Raw genomic sequence first — 21,280 nt, forward strand, 5'->3', positions numbered from 1 at the left:
TCCCACGGTCCGTACTGGCGAGAGTCGGAATCGAGCCTTTAGTCACGCCCACCCCTTCAAGTCTAAACATACAAGCGAGCCTGCTCGCGATGAACGATAACGCAGTCCCCCTGCCTCACACCTTCTTGGGCAACACCACGGTAAACAATGTGCCATCGATCTCATTGGAGCTGACTTCGATCGTCCCTTGATGGGCCTTGACCACTTCCTTGACGATGAACAGCCCCAGACCGAGGCTGGTGCTAGGCCCTCCGAGCTCTTCGTCGGCACTGCGTACCAATGGATCGAAGATTGTGGCGATCGCCTCGGCGGGAATCGGCGCACCGTCGTTGTGCACCGTGAGCCGGACACTGTCCGCTTCACCCTTGAGAGTCAGTTTGACCGCGCTGTGGTTCGAGCCGTGTTGCAATGCATTGCCGATCAGGTTCTGCAGCATCTGATCGAGCCTTCGGCCATCCCACACACCCTGGGTATCGCCTTCGACGCTCAATGTCGGATCACATAGCGGATGAGCGGCGCAGGCCTGCTCAATCGCTTGACGCGCCGTATCGGCCAGGTCCATGGGCGCCGGTTCGATCGGCAGGCTCTTGCCCAGGCGACTGCGGACCAGTTCCAGCAAATCGCCGACCATTACCGCCATGTGGCGGGTGCCACGCTTGATGTGAAGCGCACAGGTCAATGCGTCACCCTCAAGGTTGGTTTTACGCATCAGTATTTCAGTGGACATGCTCACTGCTTGCAGCGGTGCACGCAGATCATGGCCGAGGATCGCGAGAAAGATGTCCCGCGAGCGATTGACCTGTTCGGCGTAGGCCGCCGTGGATTCGGCCAGCGCTTCGTCGATGGCTTCGTTGAAACGGATCATTTCCTGCAACTGGGCCAGATCCGGTGTGGTCAGGCTGTTGGCCCACAGGCGAATCACACAAGCACGCAAGTGGCGGAATTCGGCGGTCATCTGCACCAGATCGAAGCCGGTATTGTGGCGCAGCTCGCCATGGCTGGCGCTGGCCTGATCCAGCTCCGGGTTTTTGTCCGGGCCGTCACCCTTGGCCTTGGCGGCCTGCTCGCGACCGGTCTGAGGCAATTTCATGTCGCGGGCGGCGGCCAGCAGAATCTCCCGGGCATGGTCGCGCAACAGCATTCGATCCATGGAAACCGGTTCCGGAGCAATGGTTTTGGCGAAGGACTCCCACTCGTCGACCACGGGGTCAACGTTTGCCACGATAAATTCCGAAAGACCCATTACCGGTTTTCCTGCGTGATGAATGCAAAACAACGTTAGGCATAGTAGCCCCTTTAAAGGGGAACACCACTGTCGATGGCGCAGGCAGATTCTGGGTTGTCTGTGCGGTACATAGTTATTTTCAGCTCCTGGATTTCGACGGCGTGGAGCCTTTTTTACTTGGTGAATCAACAGCTTTTTGCGCTTTTGTTCACTGGGTCAGCGCGTGACCATAGGACTCCATCCATTGGTTTGTAGGTGTTCAAGACATGCCTGAATTGCAAGGAAGCAATCCAAACGTGCCATCAAGTCCGGCCCAAAAGGACGAAAAAGGGGTCCACTACCCGCGAATAAAACCGTTGATCCCCAAGGCAATCACCGAGGCGCCACAGGCCAGACTCCTGTCCGTGGCGCAGGTGCAGCCGGTATTTCCAGATTGGTATCTGAAAGCCCGACCGGTGGATCGCGACTATCTCAAACAGCTCGTCGACGAGCGCTGGCGCCTGCAAGGGCCGCTGGACGAATTGCTGGGCGACTTGCAGCACGATATCAAGGCCTTTGCCGAGCCATTGCTCAAAACCCTGTTGCGCTCGAACTTCAACGAGCATGGCGATCCGAGCGACCTGCAATTACGCTTGTATGTGCCAAAAAAAATCGCCGGTGTCATCGATAACCAGGCCAGCACCATCCGTCGCTCCACGCTGCTCGAAGCGGCGCTGCATAACTTCGAAGAGGATGAAACCCGCGAGGATGCGTTTCGCAGCGGCTCCGCGGTGTTGCGCAAGGACTTTCGTGGCGATCTGCACGAGATCAAGGTCATCACCCCGCAAAAAATTGCGGCGCTGTGCCGTCGCCTCGACATTGGCGGGCAATACCAGACCCACATCAAGTCATTGCTCACTCCCGCAGATGCCAACGCCGCTCGCCTGCTCAAGGAGCGTTCGATCGCCAGTGACAAAGCGGCCCTCAGACTGGCGTCGATGACGGCGTATCTCAAGGGCGACATCGGCCTGCACGGTTACACAACGATCGGCGCACTGATCGACGGCAAGCCTGACATCCGATGGTATGACCGTCCGCTGCACAGTCATCGGTTGTCGATAATGGGCTGCCGGATGACCGGCGTTGTGCTGTTCAGCGCGGTGGCCGAACCCGCGGCGGTCAAAAAGGCTGTTGATCGCCTGGCGCCCGAAGTACTCAAGCATTGGCTTGATTTCTCACGACGGGCAACTTCCTCGCTACCCAATCGCTTCGATACCCTTGGCATGCTCAAAGCCTTTTTCGCCAACGGCCCGAAAGGCGTGGTGGAAGAGATGCTGCGCAAGGACGAAATCTACAGTCAGGATCGGTTGAGCGGGCATTTGATCGCCTGGGTACCGGATGACCCGGATCATCCGCTGAAGGAATATGCCTCGCTCACCGACTTCATGAAAACGCTGATCGGCCAACTGCGTGAAAGTGAATATCAGCGTTTTTTCTGTCGTTTTGTCGCACAGAAAGACAAGGCAATGTTTTTCAGCCGGGTCAATGAGCGGCTCAAGACCATCACCTGGCAACAACGTGAGCCGCTCGACATGGGGCCATGGTGGCGAGAAACGCCGGTCGAAAACGCTAATGCGAACCCTGTGACTCATCTGATCAGCGACGAACTGTGGGACTGTCTGTTTCGTGAACGTCGCGACAAAGCCATTGCCGATGCCCGATTGATCGCGGTGCCGACCGATGACGAAGACGCCGACGCACGCTGGAAACGCCTGAGCGGCTATCTGGACATTGCCTGGAACGTATTCAACTTTGGCGCAATGTTGGTGCCCGTGCTGGGGCCGGCCATGCTGGGCCTGATGACCGCGCAATTGCTGGCGGAGCTGGTCGAGGGTATCGAAGACTGGAGCAAGGGTGACGTCGCAGAGGGCGCGGCGCACATCAACAGTTTCTTGATCAACGGTGCGCAATTGGCCCTGATGTTCATGGGCCATGTGCTGCCCGGCGGCCCTGCAGCGATCAGACCATCGCCCTTGATAGACAGCCTTGAACCGGTGGAACTGCCCAGCGGAAAAACCCGTCTGATCAAACCCGATCATGGGCCTTACGAGCACCGTCTGACGCTGCCCGAAACCGCAACGCCCGATGATCTCGGCGTCATTGAGCATGACGGGCGCAAAGTGCTGTCGCTCGAGGATAAGCAATTCGTGCTCAAGGAAGATCCGCTCACCGGACAGCCTCGACTGCAACATTCCAAGCGGTCGGATGCCTATCAGCTGAACGTCGAACACAACGGTGCTGGCGCCTGGCACACGGAGTTCGAAGAACCGATGGCATGGGACAAGGGCAAGCTGTTACGGCGTCTCGGTCCGTCAGTGGATCGGATCAGTGACGAAGTGCTGGATCAGATCCGACATGTCAGCGGTGTCGACGAAGGCGTGCTACGTCGTATGCATGTTGAAAATGATCCACCGGCTCCCTTGTTCATGGACACGCTGAAGCGCTTCAAGGCCTACGCGGACGCCGACAAGCTGAGCGCGCAGATCCTGAATGGCCAGGTGCCGCAGGAACTGTCGGAGAAAGTGACCGGGTTTGTTACTGAGTTACCCGGCTGGCCTGAATCCAGTGCCCTGGTGCTGGACGCCGATGCCGCTTCGGGCCAGCCGTCACTGAGTTTCGGTGCGGCCATGGCTACACCTGAAAATACCCTCAACCTGTCCCGGGCCGATGTTTGCGAAGGTCGCCTGCCGACACGGGTGGTTGACGCGCTCAACGAGGCGCAGTTGCAGGACTGGTTCGGCAGCGAAGTCCCGAAAGAACGCTCGGCACGTATTGCCGAGCTGAAAAAACGCCTCGCCCGCAAGGCGCAAGACAGCCAAAAAATGCTGTTCGATACGTTATACGAGGCCCGGGAAGCCACTGGCGATGCGCGGATTAACCTGCTGCAGCGGGACTTTCCGAACCTGTCGAACGCCGCGGCGCAAGCCCTGCTGGACGATGCCTCTGAAGCCGAGTTGTTGACATTGACCCAAGACAGACGGATCCCGTTGCGCTTGCGCGAAATGGCGCGATCGTCTGTGTTCGGCTTGCGTTTGAGTCGCGCCTATGAAGGACTTTATTTAGACGAGTTGAGCAATGCTGACACCGGCCGGCTGGCGCTTCATACCTTGGCAAACTGGCCGAAATGGCCAAAGGATATGCGCATCGAAGTCCGCGAGTTCTCCTTCACCGGTGCTCTGCATGACAGTGTTGGCCCGGTCGATGCCTCTGCGCGCAAGGTGCTGGTTTTGGGCGAGGACGGGCGCTATGACACTTACGACAATGAGGGTGGCCATTTGCATGGAGCGGACGATCTGTACGGAGCATTGCTGCATGCCTTGCCCGATGCCGACCGCGAAACGCTGGGGTATGAGATCAATCAGGGCGCACAGCTGCGTCAGGCCGTTAAACAAACGCCGACGTCACACGACACATTCTCGAAAACTCTGCTGGATCACCCGATACGCAAACCCGCTTACGATCCGCAGATCATGCGTTTGCGTGGCGGAATGCGCTCCTACAGGGCGCGCTCGCAAGATCCGGATATTTTGCGAATTCGTACAAGATCACTCTATCCAGGCCTGGACGACAGCCAGCTACAAGCACTGATGAACGATTTTGGTGAGCAGGCCGACCAGCGACTGACTGCGCTGGAAACTGAGTTCGACCGCTTCAATGACGCCATGCGCCAATGGATCAACCAGCCTGCCCAGGCTTGGCGTCTTACGCCCGAAGGCGTCTCGCAATGGAGCGCCAGAAACGACATCTACGCAAAGCTGCGTCGCTGCTGGCAGCGCACCGGCCCGGCGGGCATTGAGGCACCAGGCATCGTGGCACCGCAGGTCCTGAATCTGGATGGTTTTTCTCTGGACAGGCATTTGGCGACGATGCCTGAACTGGCGGCCAATTTTGATCACGTCACCGAATTAAGCCTGAACAATGCAGGCCTGCGTAATCAGCGGGTCGGATTCCTGCGGCCATTCCGGCAATTGCGGCGGTTGAGCGTGATGCACAACGGTTTGACCTCGTTTCCTCAAGAAATCGGCAACATGCGCTGGCTGACTCATCTGGTGCTCAGCGATAACAACATCTCCCTGGACAGCGAGGGGATCGCCCACCTCAGAACGCTGACCCGCTTGCGCTTGTTGCGGCTGAATAACAACCCGTTGCGCTTGCCGCCCGATGTCAGTCGTATGCCCGGCTTGCAGGCGATAACCCTTGACCATTGCCAGCTTAATACCTGGCCCACGGGTTATTTTGGCCGGAATCGCCCGCGAAACATTTATCTGAACCTTGAGTTCAACAGGCTCACGCAAATTCCCGAAGTGGCGCCGGGTTCCTTCCGTGCGGAGTTGCTGGCGCGCACATTCTTCACTCGGGAGGATGACTGGATTTCGCCGGAGAACCTTGATCAGGTGCGCACGTACATCGAATCGCTCGGTCTGGACCCTGATCGAGCCTACCCCCCACGCGGCGTACTCGACAGCTCCGAATGGGGAGAAGGGCTGAGCAACGCCGAGTGGAATGCGAAGCAGGAAATCTGGGACTACGTCGAAGACGAGCATGGCTCGTTGCCGTTTTTCAATGAAATCCGGCGACTGACCGAGTCCTATGATTACCGGGCTGACAATAAAAGTTATCGTACCGAACTCACCGCCAAAGTGTGGCGCATGCTCGAGGCCATGGCCGAGAACACCGAACTGCGTGAAAAGCTTTTTGCCGAGGCGACCAGCACCACCAACTGTGTTGATGGCGGCACTCAGTTGTTCAATGCCATGGGCGTCGAAGTATTAGTGCACGAGGCCCATGGATTGGCCAATCAGGGGTTGGTGGAAGCCGAGTTGCTGCAATTGGCGAGGGGCAAGGCACGTCTGGACGAACTGGGCAGGATTGCCCGCAAGCGTGTCGCTGAACGCTTGCGGGCCGGAGAAACCTTTTATCACCCCGGCACTGAAGGTGGAACAATTGATGAAGTCGAGGTGCATCTGGCCTACATGACGGATCTGGCGGAACGCCTGGATCTGCCATGGCAGGCGCGAGGCATGCAGTTTCGAGCTATTTCCAAGGTGAGCAAAGAGATGATCGAGGCGGCCTGTCAACGTGTGCTGGCCCGGGAAAAAGGGGACTTGCTGACTGAGCGGGTCCTTGAGCAACCGATCTGGCAAACCTTCATCGAAACCACCTATCGTCAGGAATTCGATGCCCTCAAGCTGAGGCTGGAAAACGCTGAGGATGAAGAGGTGTTCCAGGCCATCAAGGATCTCGAAAAAACCTTGACCCGACAGGCTCTGAACCGAGCCAGACTGGACAAGGTAAACACCGAAATCGGTAGTTGACCCGCAAGCCCCGAGCGCCTGGCATTCGGGGCTTCTTGCATTGTTCAGAACAGGAAATAGCGCTGGGCCATCGGCAAGATTTCCGCTGGCTCACACCACAGCAACACGCCGTCCGCCTTGACTTGATAGGTCTGTGGATCGACGTCGATCTCTGGCAGGTAATCGTTGTGGATCAGGTCGGTTTTCTGCACGTCGCGACAGCCTTTGACCACGGCGATTTTCTTTTTCAGGCCCAACGCTTCGGGCAAACCGGCCTCCTGCGCCGCCTGGCTGATGAAGGTCAGGCTGGTGGCGTGCAACGAGCCGCCGTAACTGGCGAACATCGGGCGGTAGTGCACCGGTTGCGGCGTCGGGATCGAAGCGTTGGCGTCGCCCATCAGGCTGGCCGCAATGGCACCGCCCTTGAGAATCAGCGTCGGTTTTACCCCGAAAAACGCCGGGCGCCAGAGCACCAGATCGGCCCATTTACCCACTTCCACCGAGCCCACTTCATGGCTGATGCCGTGGGTGATCGCCGGGTTGATGGTGTACTTGGCGATGTAGCGTTTGGCGCGGAAGTTGTCGTTACCTTCGCCATCCTGAGACAGCGGGCCGCGCTGCTTTTTCATTTTGTCGGCGGTCTGCCAGGTGCGCGTGATGACTTCACCGACGCGACCCATGGCCTGGCTGTCGGAGCTGATCATCGAGAAGGCGCCGAGGTCGTGAAGGATGTCTTCGGCGGCGATGGTTTCGCGGCGAATGCGGCTTTCGGCGAAGGCCACGTCTTCGGCAATGCTCGAGTCCAGGTGGTGGCAGACCATCAGCATGTCGAGGTGTTCGTCGATGGTATTGCGGGTGAACGGCCGGGTCGGGTTGGTCGAACTCGGCAGCACGTTGGCGAAACCGCAGGCCTTGATGATGTCCGGTGCATGGCCGCCGCCCGCGCCTTCGGTGTGGTAGGTGTGGATGGTGCGGCCCTTGAAGGCGGCCAGGGTGGTTTCGACGAAGCCTGACTCGTTGAGGGTGTCGGTGTGGATTGCCACCTGCACGTCGTATTGATCGGCCACGTTCAGGCAGTTGTCGATGCTCGCCGGCGTAGTGCCCCAGTCTTCGTGCAACTTCAGGCCGATGGCGCCGGCCTTGACCTGCTCGATCAACGGCTCCGGCAGGCTGGCGTTGCCCTTGCCGGTGAAGCCGATGTTCATCGGGAAGGCATCGGCGGCCTGGAGCATGCGCGCCAAGTGCCATGGCCCGGAGGTACAGGTGGTGGCGTTGGTGCCGGTGGCTGGTCCGGTGCCACCGCCGATCATGGTGGTGACACCGCTCATCAGCGCTTCTTCGATCTGCTGCGGGCAGATGAAGTGGATGTGGGTATCGATGCCGCCGGCGGTGAGGATCATACCTTCACCGGCGATCACTTCGGTGCTGGCGCCGACCGCGATGGTGACGTTGGGCTGGATGTCCGGATTGCCGGCCTTGCCGATGGCCGCGATGCGCCCGTCCTTGAGACCGACGTCGGCCTTGACGATGCCCCAGTGGTCGATGATCAGCGCGTTGGTGATCAGGGTGTCGACGACGTCGCGTGCCAGTAACTGGCTTTGGCCCTGGCCGTCGCGAATGACTTTGCCGCCGCCGAATTTCACTTCTTCGCCGTAAGTGGTGAAGTCCTGTTCCACTTCGATCCACAGCTCGGTGTCGGCCAGGCGGACCTTGTCACCGACGGTGGGGCCGAACATGTCGGCGTAGGCTTGTCTTGAGATTTTCATGCGCTTGCCTTGGGATTCAATTGTGTTTGAGACCGCTCGCGTCGCTCGCTATCGCAGCCTCGCTGCGCTCGACAGCTCCTACAGGGGGATCATGTTTCCCTGTATATCGCGTTTTCCTGTAGGAGCTGTCGAGCGGAGCGAGGCTGCGATCTTTTGATCTTTAATCGAGATCACCCATGACCCGCCCGGCAAACCCGAACACTCGGCGATGGCCAGCCAGGTCTACCAACTCGACCTCGCGACTCTGCCCCGGTTCGAAGCGCACGGCGGTGCCGGCGGGGATGTTCAGGCGCATGCCGCGGCTGGCGGCGCGGTCGAAGGTCAGGGCGTCGTTGGTTTCGAAGAAGTGATAATGCGAGCCGACCTGGATCGGCCGGTCACCGCTGTTGGCCACCTTCAAACTGAGGGTGCGGCGGCCCACGTTGAGTTCGATGTCGCCGGGCTGGATCTGGTATTCACCGGGAATCATCAATGGGCTCCTTGGAGAATCTTGTAGTAAAGGGCCGTCGGTTTGTAGCGGCCGTTCGGGTCGCAGGCGTAGTCGGGGATTTCGCCGGCGCGGGTATAGCCCATCGCCTTGTAGAAGTCTTCGGCGGGGGACCCGGCCTCGGTGTCGAGGTAGAGCATGCCGCGTTTGTGCTGGCGGGCGGCGAGCTCAACGGCATGCATCATCTGTTGACCCAGGCCGCGACGACGGGCGTGTTCACGCACCAGCAATTTCTGCACTTCGGCGCGGTTCAACCCATTGGCTTTCTGGCACAACGTCAATTGCACGCTGGCCTGTACCTGTTCGTCCTTGACCACCACCCACAGCAGCACGTTGCCTTTGTTCAGGTTCTCCTGGACTTCATCGAAGTAGGCTCGGGCCTGGGTCGCATCCAGATCCGCCATGAACCCGACACTGGCGCCATAGCCGACGGCGTCGAGCAGCAAATCAATCAAACCCTGACGATAGTGCGCAAAGCTTTCAACATTGACGCGGCGCAGTTGGGCGGCGTTCATGGGGTATCACTCCTTGTGGGGACCGGGTGGCATTGCCCCCGGGTCGAGGATCAGTTGCATGAAGGTCAGGTCCAGCCATCGGCCGAACTTGGTACCTACCTGCGGCATTTGGCCGGTGACGACAAAACCGGCCCGGTCGTGCAGCCGGATCGAGGCGCCGTTACCGCTTTCGATGGCGGCGACCATCACGTGTTTATTGCAGCCTTTGGCGCGTTCGATCAGCGCTTCCATCAGTTGCGGCCCGAGGCCATTGCCCCGCTGGTCGTTGCGCACGTACACCGAGTGCTCGACCGTGTGGCGGAACCCATCGAACGGGCGCCAGTCACCGAATGAAGCGTAGCCGAGTACGCTGTTATCGCCGTCGACGATCACCAGGATCGGATAACCCTGGTCTTGCCGGGCGCTGAACCAGGCCTGGCGGTTGCTCAGGTCCACGGCCTGTTCGTTCCAGATCGCCGTGGTATTGAGCACGGCGTCGTTGTAGATGTCGCGGATCGCCGGCAGGTCGGCGAGCAATGCATCGCGGATGTGGTAAGTCATGGCGCGGCCTCAGGCGATCGGTTGGTGAACGGTGACCAGTTTGGTGCCGTCGGGAAACGTCGCTTCGACCTGAATCTCCGGGATCATTTCCGGGATGCCTTCCATCACTTGTTCGCGGCTGAGCAGGGTGGTGCCGTAGTGCATCAGCTCGGCCACGGTCTGGCCGTCACGCGCGCCTTCGAGCAGCGCCGCGGAAATATAGGCCATGGCCTCCGGGTAATTGAGCTTCACGCCGCGAGCCAAACGCCGCTCGGCCACGAGGCCGGCGGTGAAGATCAGCAGCTTGTCTTTTTCGCGTGGGGTCAGGTCCATCGTTTGGAATCCATAATCGGCAGTTAAAAAATCTTGAATCGTGCGCCCTGTAGGAGCTGTCGAGCGGAGCGAGGCTGCGATCTTTTCGCGGTATACAAAGATCAAAAGATCGCAGCCTCGCTTCGCTCGACAGCTCCTACAGGGGTGGATTGTGTTCAGGTGCTCCATATTCTTGGGGGAACGGCTCCTCGGCCCAGCAATGCAGGCCTGAGCAACCGCCACACATCAATCAGCCAACCACGTGCCAACAGCGCCTCACTGGCCAGGCACCGGGCGACCAAAAGCCCCGGCAATTGCGTCAGATCCCCGCGCACGTCATTGGGCAACGAACGGCACTTCTCCAGTAAATCGCTATCGATCTCGCCGGTCACCAACAACGTCGCAAACACCGGTTGGCCATTCAGCCCTATCGGCGAATCCAGCAAACCATCATTCCCGACAATGCGCTGGCGTTCGTGCCAGAGCAACTGGCCGTCGCGACGGATATCCAGATGCGCCTGAAAATGCCCGAGGTCGAAGCGCTCGCCACTGGCCGGGCGACCCAGCGCCACCACGTCCCAGTAGAACAGTCGCGCATCGCCCTCCAGAGCAATGGCCGTGCTGAGTTCAGCCTGAGCGTCGCTGAAAATAATCGTCTCTTGCGGCAGCCACTCCAACGTAGCACCGGCAGCCACGCGCAGGTCGAGTTTCTGATAAGCCGGCCCGGCCGCGCGATACCACTTGGCGGCGCCGGGGCTGGTGATTTGCGCCCAGGCGTGTGTGCCGACGCTGGCCGAGATGTCCAGCCGATCACCACCGGCAATCCCGCCCGGCGGGTGGACGATGATGTGCTGACACACCTCGGGGCCTTCGGCGTACAAATGCTTCTGCACCCGCAACGGGCCTTTGTGGCGGCGCTGCACTGGGCGTGTGCTGTCGCCGAAACGGGCGTAGCCGAGTTCCAGCTCGGCATGCCAGCTAGGGGTGAACAGCGTGATAGGGGCAGGTAAATTCATGATTTCTGATTATCGTCAGGAGGCTGCAGGTTAGATCGTAACCAGTCCACGGACACCTTCGGCTTCCATATTTTCGCCGCGACCCTGCTGCACGATCTCGCCCCGGGACATTACCAGGTACTGATCGGCCAGTTCGGCGGCGAAATCGTAGAACTGTTCCACCAGCAAAATCGCCATGTCGCCGCGCGCTGCGAGCTTTTTGATCACGGCGCTGATCTCCTTGATCACCGACGGCTGAATGCCTTCGGTGGGTTCGTCGAGAATCAGCAACCGTGGACGGCTGGCCAGTGCTCTACCGATCGCCAGTTGCTGTTGCTGTCCACCGGACAAATCACCGCCGCGCCGTTGCTTCATTTGCAGCAGTACCGGGAACAGCTCGTAGATGAATGCCGGAACTTCCTTGGCTTCAGAGCCTGGAAACCGCGACAGGCCCATCAGCAGGTTTTCTTCCACGGTCAGTCGGCCAAAGATTTCCCGGCCCTGAGGCACGTAAGCGATGCCGGCATGCACCCGTTGGTGCGGCTTGAATGCGGTGATCGGTTTGCCCTCCCAGTTCACCGCGCCTTCTTTGGCCGGCAGCAAACCCATCAGGCATTTGAGCAGGGTGGTCTTGCCCACGCCATTGCGCCCGAGCAGGCAGGTGACTTCGCCGACCTTCACCTCAAAGCTCAGGCCGCGCAGGATGTGGCTACCGCCGTAATACTGATGCAGCTTGTCGACTTGCAGCATGTTCAAAATTCCTTCTGTGTGACACGGCCCCACTCTTGATCTACTGGATCACTGGATTTTGCCCGGCATCTGCTCTTGTAGGAGCTGTCGAGTGAAACGAGGCTGCGATCTTTTGATCTTCCGGAGGTGCGACATGCAAAGATCAAAAGATCGCAGCCTCGTTTCACTCGACAGCTCCTACAGTGGGCAGTGGGCAGCGGGTATGGACCATGGTCTATCGACCGAGGTAAACCTCGATCACCCGCTCATTGTCCTGCACCTGCTCCAGCGACCCTTCGGCCAGCACGCTGCCCTGGTGCAACACGGTGACGTGGTCGGCTATTGAGCCGACGAAACCCATGTCGTGTTCCACCACCATCAGCGAATGCTTGCCCGCCAGGCTCTTGAACAACTCGGCGGTGAATTCGGTTTCGGCGTCGGTCATGCCCGCCACCGGTTCGTCGAGCAGCAGCAGTTGCGGGTCTTGCATCAGCAGCATGCCGATTTCCAGAAACTGTTTCTGACCGTGGGACAACAAACCCGCCGGGCGATTGACCGAGGCGGTCAGGCGGATGGTTTCCAAGACTTCAGCGATACGATCTTTCTGCTCGCCACTGAGACGAGCCCGCAGGCTGGCCCATACCGACTTGTCGGTTTTCTGTGCCAACTCCAGGTTCTCGAACACGCTCAAGGCTTCGAACACTGTCGGCTTCTGGAACTTGCGGCCGATGCCGGCCTGGGCAATCTTCACTTCACTCATCTGCGTCAGATCAAGGGTTTCACCGAACCAGGCCTTGCCGTGACTGGGGCGAGTCTTGCCGGTAATCACGTCCATCAGCGTGGTCTTGCCCGCGCCGTTAGGGCCGATAATGCAGCGCAATTCGCCGACGCCGATGTACAGGTTCAGATCGTTCAGCGCCTTGAAACCATCGAAGCTGACGCTGATGTCTTCCAGGGTCAGGATGGTGCCGTGTCGGGTGTTCAGGCCTTTGCCGGCGCTCTGGCCGAGACCGATGGCATCGCGGCTGCTGCCGGCGTCCCTGTTGGGCTCCAGCGGCGGAAAAAAGGCCGGCTCAAGCATGAATTCAGCCGTTGCAGTGGTTCTCATTTTACAAGCCTCATTGTCCACCCCTTTTCTTCAGCAGCCCGATCACACCTTTGGGCAGGTACAACGTCACGACGATGAACAGCGCGCCGAGGAAAAACAGCCAATATTCCGGAAACGCCACGGTGAACCAGCTCTTCATCCCGTTGACCACACCCGCGCCGAGCAGCGGACCGATCAGCGTGCCGCGCCCACCCAACGCTACCCAAACGGCGGCTTCGATGGAGTTGGTCGGCGACATTTCACTCGGGTTGATAATGCCGACTTGCGGCACATACAGCGCGCCGGCCAAACCGCACAACACTGCGCTCAACACCCAGACAAACAACTTGAAACCGCGTGGATCGTAGCCGCAGAACATCAAGCGGTTTTCCGCATCCCGCAACGCGGTCAGCACGCGGCCAAACTTGCTTTGCGCCAGCCGCCAGCCGATGAACAGGCTCGTCACCAGCAACAACACCGTGGCGAAAAACAACACTGCACGCGTCCCCGGTTCAGTGATGCCAAACCCGAGAATGGTGCGGAAGTTGGTAAAGCCGTTGTTGCCGCCAAACCCGGTTTCATTACGGAAAAACAGCAGCATCCCGGCGAAGGTCAGGGCCTGGGTCATGATCGAGAAATACACGCCCTTGATCCGCGAACGGAAGGCGAAAAAACCGAACACCAGCGCCAGCAATCCCGGCGCCAACACCACCAGACACATGGCCCAGAGGAAGCTGCTGGTACCAGTCCAGTACCACGGCAATTCGGTCCACGACAGAAAGGTCATGAACGCTGGCAAGCCGTCACCCGAAGCCTGGCGCATCAGGTACATGCCCATCGCATAGCCGCCGAGGGCGAAGAACAGACCGTGGCCCAGCGACAACAGGCCGGCGTAACCCCAGACCAGATCGAGGGCCAGGGCGACGATGGCATAGCAAAGGATTTTGCCCACCAGGGTTAGCGTATAAGCCGAGACATGAAAGGTGCTGTCCGCCGGCAACAACGACAGCAATGGCAACGCCAGCAGCAGAGCGAGGATTACCGCACCGACGGCGATCGTGACCTTGGGGCCGGCCTTTTGTGTGGCCGTGAGCATCAGGGGCTGGTTCATCAGTCGATCACCCGTCCTTTCAGTGCGAAGAGGCCTTGCGGACGTTTCTGGATGAACAGAATGATCAGCGCGAGGATCAGGATTTTGCCCAGCACCGCACCGATCTGCGGTTCGAGAATTTTGTTGGCGATGCCCAGGCCGAAGGCGGCCAATACGCTGCCGGCCAATTGACCGACACCGCCGAGTACCACCACCAGGAACGAATCGATGATGTAGCTCTGACCGAGGTCCGGGCCGACGTTGCCGATCTGGCTGAGCGCCACACCGCCGAGGCCAGCAATGCCGGAGCCGAGGCCGAAAGCGAGCATGTCGACGCGCCCGGTCGGCACGCCGCAGCAGGCGGCCATGTTGCGGTTCTGGGTGACGGCACGCACGTTCAAACCGAGGCGCGTCTTGTTCAGCAGCAGCCAGGTCAGCACCACCACAAACAAGGCGAACGCGATGATCACAATGCGGTTGTACGGCAGCACCAGGTTCGGCAGCACTTGAATCCCGCCCGACAACCACGCCGGGTTGGCCACTTCGACGTTCTGCGCGCCGAACACCAGGCGCACCAACTGAATCAGCATCAGGCTGATGCCCCACGTCGCCAGCAGGGTTTCCAATGGGCGACCGTAGAGATGACGAATCACCGTGCGCTCCAGCGCCATACCGATCCCGGCGGTGACGAAAAACGCTACCGGCAAAGCAATCAGCGGGTAGAACTCGATGGCTTGCGGGGCGAAGCGCTGGAACATCAGCTGCACCACATACGTCGAGTAAGCGCCGAGCATCAGCATCTCGCCGTGGGCCATGTTGATCACGCCGAGCAGGCCAAAGGTGATCGCCAATCCGAGGGCCGCCAGCAACAGAATCGAACCGAGGGACATGCCGCTGAACGCCTGGCCGAGCATCTCGCCGATCAGCAGTTTGCGTTTGACCTGAGCCAGACTGGTTTCGGCGGCGGTGCGCACATTGGCATCGGCTTCGACGCCGGGTTCGAGCAAACCTTCGAGACGAGTGCGGGCCAGTGGGTCGCCGGTTTCACCGAGCAGACGCACAGCGGCGAGGCGCACGGCTGGGTCGGTGTCGACCAGTTGCAGATTGGCCAGTGCCAGGCTCAGGGCGGCGTGAACGCTTTCGTCTTTTTCGCCAGCGAGTTGCTGGTCGAGGAATTTCAGCTGCGCGGGTTTGGCGCTTTTCTGCAATTGCTGCGCGGCGGCCAGACGGATTCTGGCGTCGGCGGCGAGCAATTGGTGGCTGGCCAGAGCGGTGTCGATCAGACCCCGCAGGCGGTTATTCAGGCGCAGGGTTTTCGGTTGGCCATCGAGGGTCAACTCGCCTTGTTGCAGGGCGTTGATCAGTTCGACACGGGCCGGATCGGGCTGCGCGGCCCAGGTTTCGAGAAGTTTTGCTTGTTGCACGGGATTGGCCGCGACGAAGTCTTCGGCGTCGCCGGCATGGGTGGCCATCGGCAATAGCAGCGCGAGGGCGAAAATGAGGCGGTAAAGGGCGGTGGGCATAAAAAGTCGCCTTGCGCGGACATTGTGGGAGCTGGCTTGCCTGCGATGCAGACGACTCGGTGTGTCTGATGCACCGAGGTGATGCCATCGCAGGCAAGCCAGCTCCCACAGGGATTTGTGTCGACCTCGGGGTTGGTGCCCGAGTCCGACATCCAGTGGCTTAGTTGCTCTTCACCGCATAGTCCGGCTTCTTGTCGTTACCCGAGATAAACGGGCTCCACGGCTGGGCGCGGATCGGCCCTTCGGTCTGCCACACCACGTTGAACTGACCGTCAGCCTGAATCTCGCCGATCATCACCGGCTTGTGCAGGTGATGGTTGGTCTTGTCCATGGTCAGGGTATAGCCGGACGGCGCGGCGAAGGTCTGGCCGGCCAGGGCTTCGCGGACTTTGTCGACGTCGGTGGACTTGGCTTTCTCGGCCGCTTGCGCCCACATGTGAATGCCGACGTAGGTGGCTTCCATAGGGTCGTTGGTCACCGCTTTATCGGCGCCCGGCAGGTTTTTCTTCTTGGCGTAGGCTTTCCAGTCGGCGACGAACTTCGTGTTCTGCGGGTTCTCCACCGACTCGAAGTAGTTCCACGCCGCGAGGTTGCCTACCAGCGGTTTGGTGTCGATGCCGCGCAATTCTTCTTCGCCCACGGAGAACGCCACGACCGGAACCTCGGTGGCTTTCAGGCCCTGGTTGGCCAGCTCTTTATAGAACGGTACGTTGGAGTCGCCGTTGACCGTGGAAATAACCGCAGTCTTGCCACCGGCGGAGAATTTTTTGATGTTCGCCACAATAGTTTGATAGTCGCTATGACCGAACGGGGTGTAGACCTCTTCGATGTCCTTGTCCGCCACACCTTTGGAATGCAGGAACGAGCGCAGAATCTTGTTGGTGGTGCGCGGGTAGACGTAGTCGGTGCCGAGCAGGAAGTAGCGCTTGGCGCTGCCGCCTTCTTCGCTCATCAGGTATTCCACCGCCGGAATCGCCTGCTGGTTGGGCGCCGCGCCGGTGTAGAACACGTTCGGCGACATCTCTTCGCCTTCGTACTGCACCGGGTAGAACAGCAGGCCGTTGAGCTCTTCGAACACCGGCAACACCGATTTACGCGACACCGAGGTCCAGCAACCGAACACCACCGCGACCTTGTCCTGAGTCAGCAACTGCCGGCCCTTTTCGGCGAACAACGGCCAGTTCGACGCCGGGTCGACCACCACCGGTTCCAGCATCTTGCCGTTCACGCCGCCCTTGGCGTTGATTTCGTCGATGGTCATCAACGCCATGTCCTTGAGCGAGGTTTCGGAGATCGCCATGGTGCCGGACAACGAATGCAGAATACCGACCTTGATGGTCTCGGCAGCCTGGACCGTCCAGGCCATGCCCATCGCGGCAATGCTTGCCGATAGTGTGAAAGCCTTGATCAAACTGCGACGCTTCATTGTGCGATCTCCATGAACGTTAACGTTTTTTATGGTTGGCAGATGCGGACGACTGAAGGCTGTTTTGCAAGGGCTGTGCCCGGTCGGGGAAGGGCAAGGAAATGTCGTATTAGAGCGGTTGCGCGGGTTTGGCGGCGCACCATGAAAGGACGTGATCGGGGTGGTGGTGCGAAGCGGTGCGCCACATTGGGGCGCAGTCAGTGCCTCGCTCGTGTAGGAGCGAAGCTTGCTCGCGAAGACGGCGGCACATTCAGCATCAATGTGTCTGACCCGCCGCTTTCGCGGGCAAGCCTCGCTCCTACAGGTGCTTTGCGTCGTACACCGAATCTGTGAACGACGATGCCCCTGTAGGAGCGAGGCTTGCCCGCGAAGAACGATAACGCGGTCTACTTTAAAGGCTACGCCGGATCGACGTTATCCAGCGCCCGGTTCACCGCCAATTCCGCCAGCATGATGCTCTGTTGAATCGCCAGCGCCGTGTAGCGCTGCGGGCCGATCAGATCGTTGGCGAAATCGCTGGCCAGGACACTTGCCGTCGCCAACGATTCGTAGGCGTGGGCCAGCAGGCTTTCGGTATCCATATTCGGGGCGACCATGAACATGATGCTGGGGCGGCGGGGTTTTTCGGTGTAAGGCGCCGGGGGATCGAGGTAGTAGTCGAGGGCGCGTTTTATGGCTTCGCGGTCTTTGAGTAACTCTTCGGTGCGCGAGGCTTCGGCGGTGGGCGTGGTGGTATTGAAGGGTGGGTCTGGTACGAGTTTCTTATTCATTGAAATGTCCTCTAATCAGTTGAAGCCATCACTCGTCGTTTCTCACGCGACGGAGTGGTGGCAGCTATGTGCGGAGTGAGAAACCGGTAGAGGATCAAACCCGGCCGGACCGAAGTCCGCCCGCACACAGCCGCCATAGAGCATTGCAGGCAGCGGATAAGCTGGCGGCGATTATGGTGGTACTGGCAATGGATTAAAACCCTCTACCGGGCTCTCACACCCGATCGCTGAGATTCAGCGACAGCCCAAGACTAGAGGGCTCGCGTCCGACGAACAACCTGAAAAAGGCGTGGGAAAGTTCCCTGTTTTGACACATCCGTTAAACATTCAACAGCGCAACGCGGAGCGTCCCTGACGGCATTCCCTCGTGGGAACGTGGGAACGATCAATCCCGCGTCTGACACTGAATTCCGTCTGCCACCGAATGCTTGTCTGACACCGAATCTCGTCTGACACGGATTACTGTAGGAGCTGTCGAGTGAAACGAGGCTGCGATCTTTTGATCTTAAAAAATCAGGATCAAAAGATCGCAGCCTCGTTTCACTCGACAGCTCCTACAGTCCCACAGCTCTACAGTTCTACGGTGGGATGTGTACATTCGATAGGAAAGAGGTCAGCGGCGGCGCATCAGGCCGATGAAGAATAGGCCGCCAATCGCCGCGGTAGCGACGCCGATGGGCAAGTCTTCCGGGGCGATCAGGGTGCGTGCGGCCACATCCACCCAGACGAGGAACAGGCTGCCCAACAACACGCACACCGGCAGCAATCGCCGGTGTTCAGCCCCGACCAATCGCCGCGCAATGTGCGGCACCATCAACCCGACAAACCCGATAGACCCACTGATCGACACCAACACCCCAGTCATCAACGAAGCAATCAAAAACACCCGCAACCGCACGGTGCGAGCATTGAGGCCGAGAGTCACAGCCGTCTGCTCACCCGCCATCAACGCATTCAACGGCCGAGCCATCCCCAGCAACAACACCAACCCGAGCAACACACTCGCCGCTGGCACCGCGAGCAATTCCCAACGCGCCAGCCCGAGCCCGCCAAGCATCCAGAACATCACCGCCGAACTGGCGCGATGGTCGCCAAGAAACAACAGCAAATTGGCGATCGCCATCATCACGAACGACACCGCCACGCCGCACAACAGCAGCCGATCACTGTCCAGTCGCCCATTGCGATTGGCGATCATCAGCACGATCAACATGCTCAGCAGCGCGCCGATAAATGCCGCGATCGGCAAGGTCAGCAACCCGACAATCTCACCGACATGCAGCACCACGATCACCGCACCGAGGGTCGCGCCGGAGGTCACGCCCAACAAGTGCGGATCCGCCAGCGGATTGCGCGTCACCGCTTGCAGTACCGCGCCAATCAACGCCAGACCGGCGCCCACCAGCGCACCGAGCAACATGCGCGGTACGCGGATCAGCCAGACGATGTGTTCCTGGCCGGCAGTCCAGTCCGGCACACCGAAACCGAAAATCTTGTGCAGCAATATTCGCCACACCACTTCCACCGGCACCCGCGCCGGGCCAAAGCCCAGCGACACCACGCACGACACCAGCAACAGCGCGCCGAGGGCGATCAGCAACAAGGCATAGCGACGATTGATCATTCGCCGTGGAAACCCTTGGCCAAGGTTTCGACCGCCAGTACGTTGTCGATCCCGGGTGTGGCCTGCACATACGGAATGACGATGAAGCGCTGGTTCTTGATCGCGTCCACCGATTGCAGCGCCTGATTGTTCAGCAGGAATTGTTCCTTCTGCTCGGCGGTGACTTCGCCGTAATCAACGATCACGATTATCTGAGGATTACGCTCGACCACGTTCTCCCAATTCACCCGCGTCCAGCTCGCCTCGACGTCGTCGAGAATGTTGCGCCCGCCGGCAGCGTCGATCAGCGCTTGAGGCATGCCGAGACGACCGGAAGTCATGGCCCGGTCTTCACCGCTGTCGTAGAGAAATACCCGAGGCTTGTCTGTCGGCAGATCCTTGCGGATGTCGGCGACTTGCGCCTGCATCTCGGCGATCACGGTGTTGGCGCGGTCCTGCACGTCGAAGATTTTCCCGAGGTTGCGCAGGTCGTTGTAAGTGTCTTCCAGGCTGGCCGGCGGGCGCTTCATCACGAAGGCGCACGACTCGGTGAGTTCGTAGACGTTGATCCCCAGTGGCTGCAGGGTTTGCGGCGTGAGATCACCGCCAACGCGCATGCCGTAATCCCAACCGGCGAAGAAGAAATCGACGTTGGCGTTGAGCAACGTTTCCACCGACGGGTACTTGGCAGCTAGCTCCGGAATGCCATCGAGGATGGTTTGCATCTGGGGCGTCACCGACTTCCAGCCCGTCACGCCGCTATACCCGGCCATCCGTGGTTTGAGACCGAGGGCGAGCATCATCTGGGTCATGTTGATGTCGTGGCTGACCGCGTGTTTCGGCGCTTGCTTGAAGGTGACTGCGCGGTTACAGCTCTGGACGGTCAGCGGGTAATGGGTGGCCTCGGCCAATGCTTGGGCACTGCCCAGCAACAGAGCGACGCAAAGGAGGGAACGCAAAATCATGGTTGGGTTATCCAGGTGATTCGTGGGTAGCCGTGCAAGGGATGGTCATCGATCAGGGCGTCGACGCCGAACACGTTGTGCAAAAGTTGTGCGGTCAGGACTTCTTTGGGTGGGCCGCTGGCCACGATGCGGCCGTGATTGATCACGTATAGCCGATCACAGAAGGCCGCCGCCAGATTGAGGTCGTGAATACTCGCCAACGTGCCGATCTGCAGACGCTTGACCAGTTGCAACAGCTCCAGCTGATATCGCGGGTCGAGGTGATTGGTCGGTTCGTCGAGGATCAGCAATTGCGGCTGCTGGGCCAGGGCGCGGGCGAGGATCACGCGCTGTTTTTCGCCGCCGGAAAGGGTGGCGAAGGCGTGGTCTTCGAAACCTTTGAGGCCGACCGATTCGAGTGCGTGGGTCGCGAGTTTTCGGTCTTCAAGGGTGTCGCCATCAAACAGCCCTTTGTGCGGTGTGCGACCCATGGCGACCACTTCCTCGACGGTCAGGCCGAAGGCGTCGGGGAATTCCTGCAACACCACCGCGATGCGTTGCGCGCACCAGCGTGAGGATTGCTTCCAGACGTTGTGATGGTCGAGTTTTACCTCACCGCTTTCCGGTTTGCTGAAACGATAGGCGCAACGCAACAGGCTGGTTTTGCCGCTGCCGTTGGGCCCGATCAACCCGACGAACTCCCCGGCGGCCACGTGCAGCGATGCATCACGCAGCTGGAACTGGTGATGACAATGGCCGTGGCCCAGGGGTGTCCAGGCGAGGTTCGTGAGGTTCAGCGAGATCATGCGTTTCTCTTGGGGTTTTTGGTGCGGCTGATGACGCCTTCGCGGGCAAGCCTCGCTCCTACAGGTTTGGAGTGTGCCGCGAAACGCCGCATGATCTGTAGGAGCGAGGCTTGCCCGCGAAGAGGCCCTATGCTTCAGAGATAAGCGTCA

At 59.7% G+C, this 21,280-nt stretch carries 17 protein-coding genes; 1 reads left to right on the top strand and 16 read right to left on the bottom strand.

Annotation, left to right across the window (positions count from 1 at the left end; genetic code table 11):
• Positions 1-115: 115 nt before the first annotated feature.
• Positions 116-1,243 carry a sensor histidine kinase gene (locus NHU87_RS20440; RefSeq protein ID WP_253552025.1) on the bottom strand — a complete coding sequence of 376 codons (1,128 nt, stop codon included), beginning with the start codon at positions 1,241-1,243 and terminating at the stop codon, positions 116-118.
• A gap of 248 nt (positions 1,244-1,491) precedes the next feature.
• Here NHU87_RS20440 and NHU87_RS20445 point away from each other — a divergent pair, with 248 nt between their 5' ends.
• Entirely contained in the window at positions 1,492-6,579 is a 5,088-nt protein-coding gene (locus NHU87_RS20445; RefSeq protein ID WP_253552027.1) for an NEL-type E3 ubiquitin ligase domain-containing protein, read from the top strand.
• A 44-nt stretch (positions 6,580-6,623) separates the two neighbouring features.
• Here the strand turns inward: NHU87_RS20445 and ureC are convergent, their stop codons facing one another.
• The 15 genes from ureC to NHU87_RS20520 all read right to left on the bottom strand — a co-directional run bounded on the left by ureC (position 6,624) and on the right by NHU87_RS20520 (position 21,130).
• Complete coding sequence (gene ureC / locus NHU87_RS20450) at positions 6,624-8,324, bottom strand: urease subunit alpha (RefSeq protein ID WP_253552029.1); 1,701 nt, start codon at positions 8,322-8,324, stop codon at positions 6,624-6,626.
• 160 nt (positions 8,325-8,484) lie between these two features.
• Positions 8,485-8,793 (bottom strand): urease subunit beta, encoded by a 309-nt coding sequence (locus NHU87_RS20455; protein ID WP_253552031.1) that lies wholly within the window; start codon positions 8,791-8,793, stop codon positions 8,485-8,487.
• Positions 8,793-9,326: a GNAT family N-acetyltransferase gene (locus NHU87_RS20460; protein ID WP_050681631.1), complete on the bottom strand. Its 534-nt coding sequence runs from the start codon at positions 9,324-9,326 to the stop codon at positions 8,793-8,795. Before NHU87_RS20460 ends, NHU87_RS20455 begins: the two co-directional genes overlap by 1 nt.
• Before the next feature lie 6 nt (positions 9,327-9,332).
• Complete coding sequence (locus NHU87_RS20465; RefSeq protein ID WP_253552033.1) at positions 9,333-9,866, bottom strand: GNAT family N-acetyltransferase; 534 nt, start codon at positions 9,864-9,866, stop codon at positions 9,333-9,335.
• A 9-nt stretch (positions 9,867-9,875) separates the two neighbouring features.
• Complete coding sequence (gene ureA, locus NHU87_RS20470) at positions 9,876-10,178, bottom strand: urease subunit gamma (RefSeq protein WP_007937143.1); 303 nt, start codon at positions 10,176-10,178, stop codon at positions 9,876-9,878.
• Positions 10,179-10,333: 155 nt separating this feature from the next.
• Positions 10,334-11,173: an urease accessory protein UreD gene (locus tag NHU87_RS20475; RefSeq protein WP_253552035.1), complete on the bottom strand. Its 840-nt coding sequence runs from the start codon at positions 11,171-11,173 to the stop codon at positions 10,334-10,336.
• A gap of 30 nt (positions 11,174-11,203) precedes the next feature.
• On the bottom strand, positions 11,204-11,902 hold the full coding sequence (urtE, locus tag NHU87_RS20480; protein ID WP_253552037.1) for an urea ABC transporter ATP-binding subunit UrtE: 699 nt from the start codon (positions 11,900-11,902) through the stop codon (positions 11,204-11,206).
• 214 nt (positions 11,903-12,116) lie between these two features.
• Positions 12,117-12,989: an urea ABC transporter ATP-binding protein UrtD gene (gene urtD, locus NHU87_RS20485; protein ID WP_253552039.1), complete on the bottom strand. Its 873-nt coding sequence runs from the start codon at positions 12,987-12,989 to the stop codon at positions 12,117-12,119.
• Between the two features lie 10 nt (positions 12,990-12,999).
• Positions 13,000-14,079: an urea ABC transporter permease subunit UrtC gene (gene urtC, locus NHU87_RS20490; RefSeq protein ID WP_253552042.1), complete on the bottom strand. Its 1,080-nt coding sequence runs from the start codon at positions 14,077-14,079 to the stop codon at positions 13,000-13,002.
• Entirely contained in the window at positions 14,079-15,581 is a 1,503-nt protein-coding gene (gene urtB / locus NHU87_RS20495; protein ID WP_253552044.1) for an urea ABC transporter permease subunit UrtB, read from the bottom strand. Before urtB ends, urtC begins: the two co-directional genes overlap by 1 nt.
• Positions 15,582-15,741: 160 nt before the next feature.
• Positions 15,742-17,007, bottom strand: coding sequence for an urea ABC transporter substrate-binding protein (gene urtA, locus NHU87_RS20500; RefSeq protein ID WP_253552046.1), 1,266 nt, complete (start codon positions 17,005-17,007; stop codon positions 15,742-15,744).
• A gap of 398 nt (positions 17,008-17,405) precedes the next feature.
• The gene (locus tag NHU87_RS20505) at positions 17,406-17,777 is read right to left on the bottom strand and encodes a DUF6124 family protein (RefSeq protein ID WP_253552048.1); all 372 of its coding nucleotides are present in this window, start codon (positions 17,775-17,777) and stop codon (positions 17,406-17,408) included.
• Between the two features lie 613 nt (positions 17,778-18,390).
• A complete protein-coding gene (locus NHU87_RS20510; protein WP_253552050.1) occupies positions 18,391-19,401 on the bottom strand; it encodes a FecCD family ABC transporter permease in 1,011 nt (336 codons plus the stop codon).
• Entirely contained in the window at positions 19,398-20,345 is a 948-nt protein-coding gene (locus NHU87_RS20515) for an ABC transporter substrate-binding protein (RefSeq protein ID WP_253552052.1), read from the bottom strand. Before NHU87_RS20515 ends, NHU87_RS20510 begins: the two co-directional genes overlap by 4 nt.
• On the bottom strand, positions 20,342-21,130 hold the full coding sequence (locus NHU87_RS20520) for an ABC transporter ATP-binding protein (protein ID WP_253552054.1): 789 nt from the start codon (positions 21,128-21,130) through the stop codon (positions 20,342-20,344). The genes NHU87_RS20515 and NHU87_RS20520 overlap by 4 nt, the downstream gene beginning before the upstream one ends.
• Between the last annotated feature and the right edge of the window lie 150 nt (positions 21,131-21,280).

The sequence above is a fragment of the Pseudomonas mandelii genome (assembly GCF_024138395.1).
Classification (GTDB): Bacteria; Pseudomonadota; Gammaproteobacteria; order Pseudomonadales; family Pseudomonadaceae; genus Aquipseudomonas; species Aquipseudomonas mandelii_E.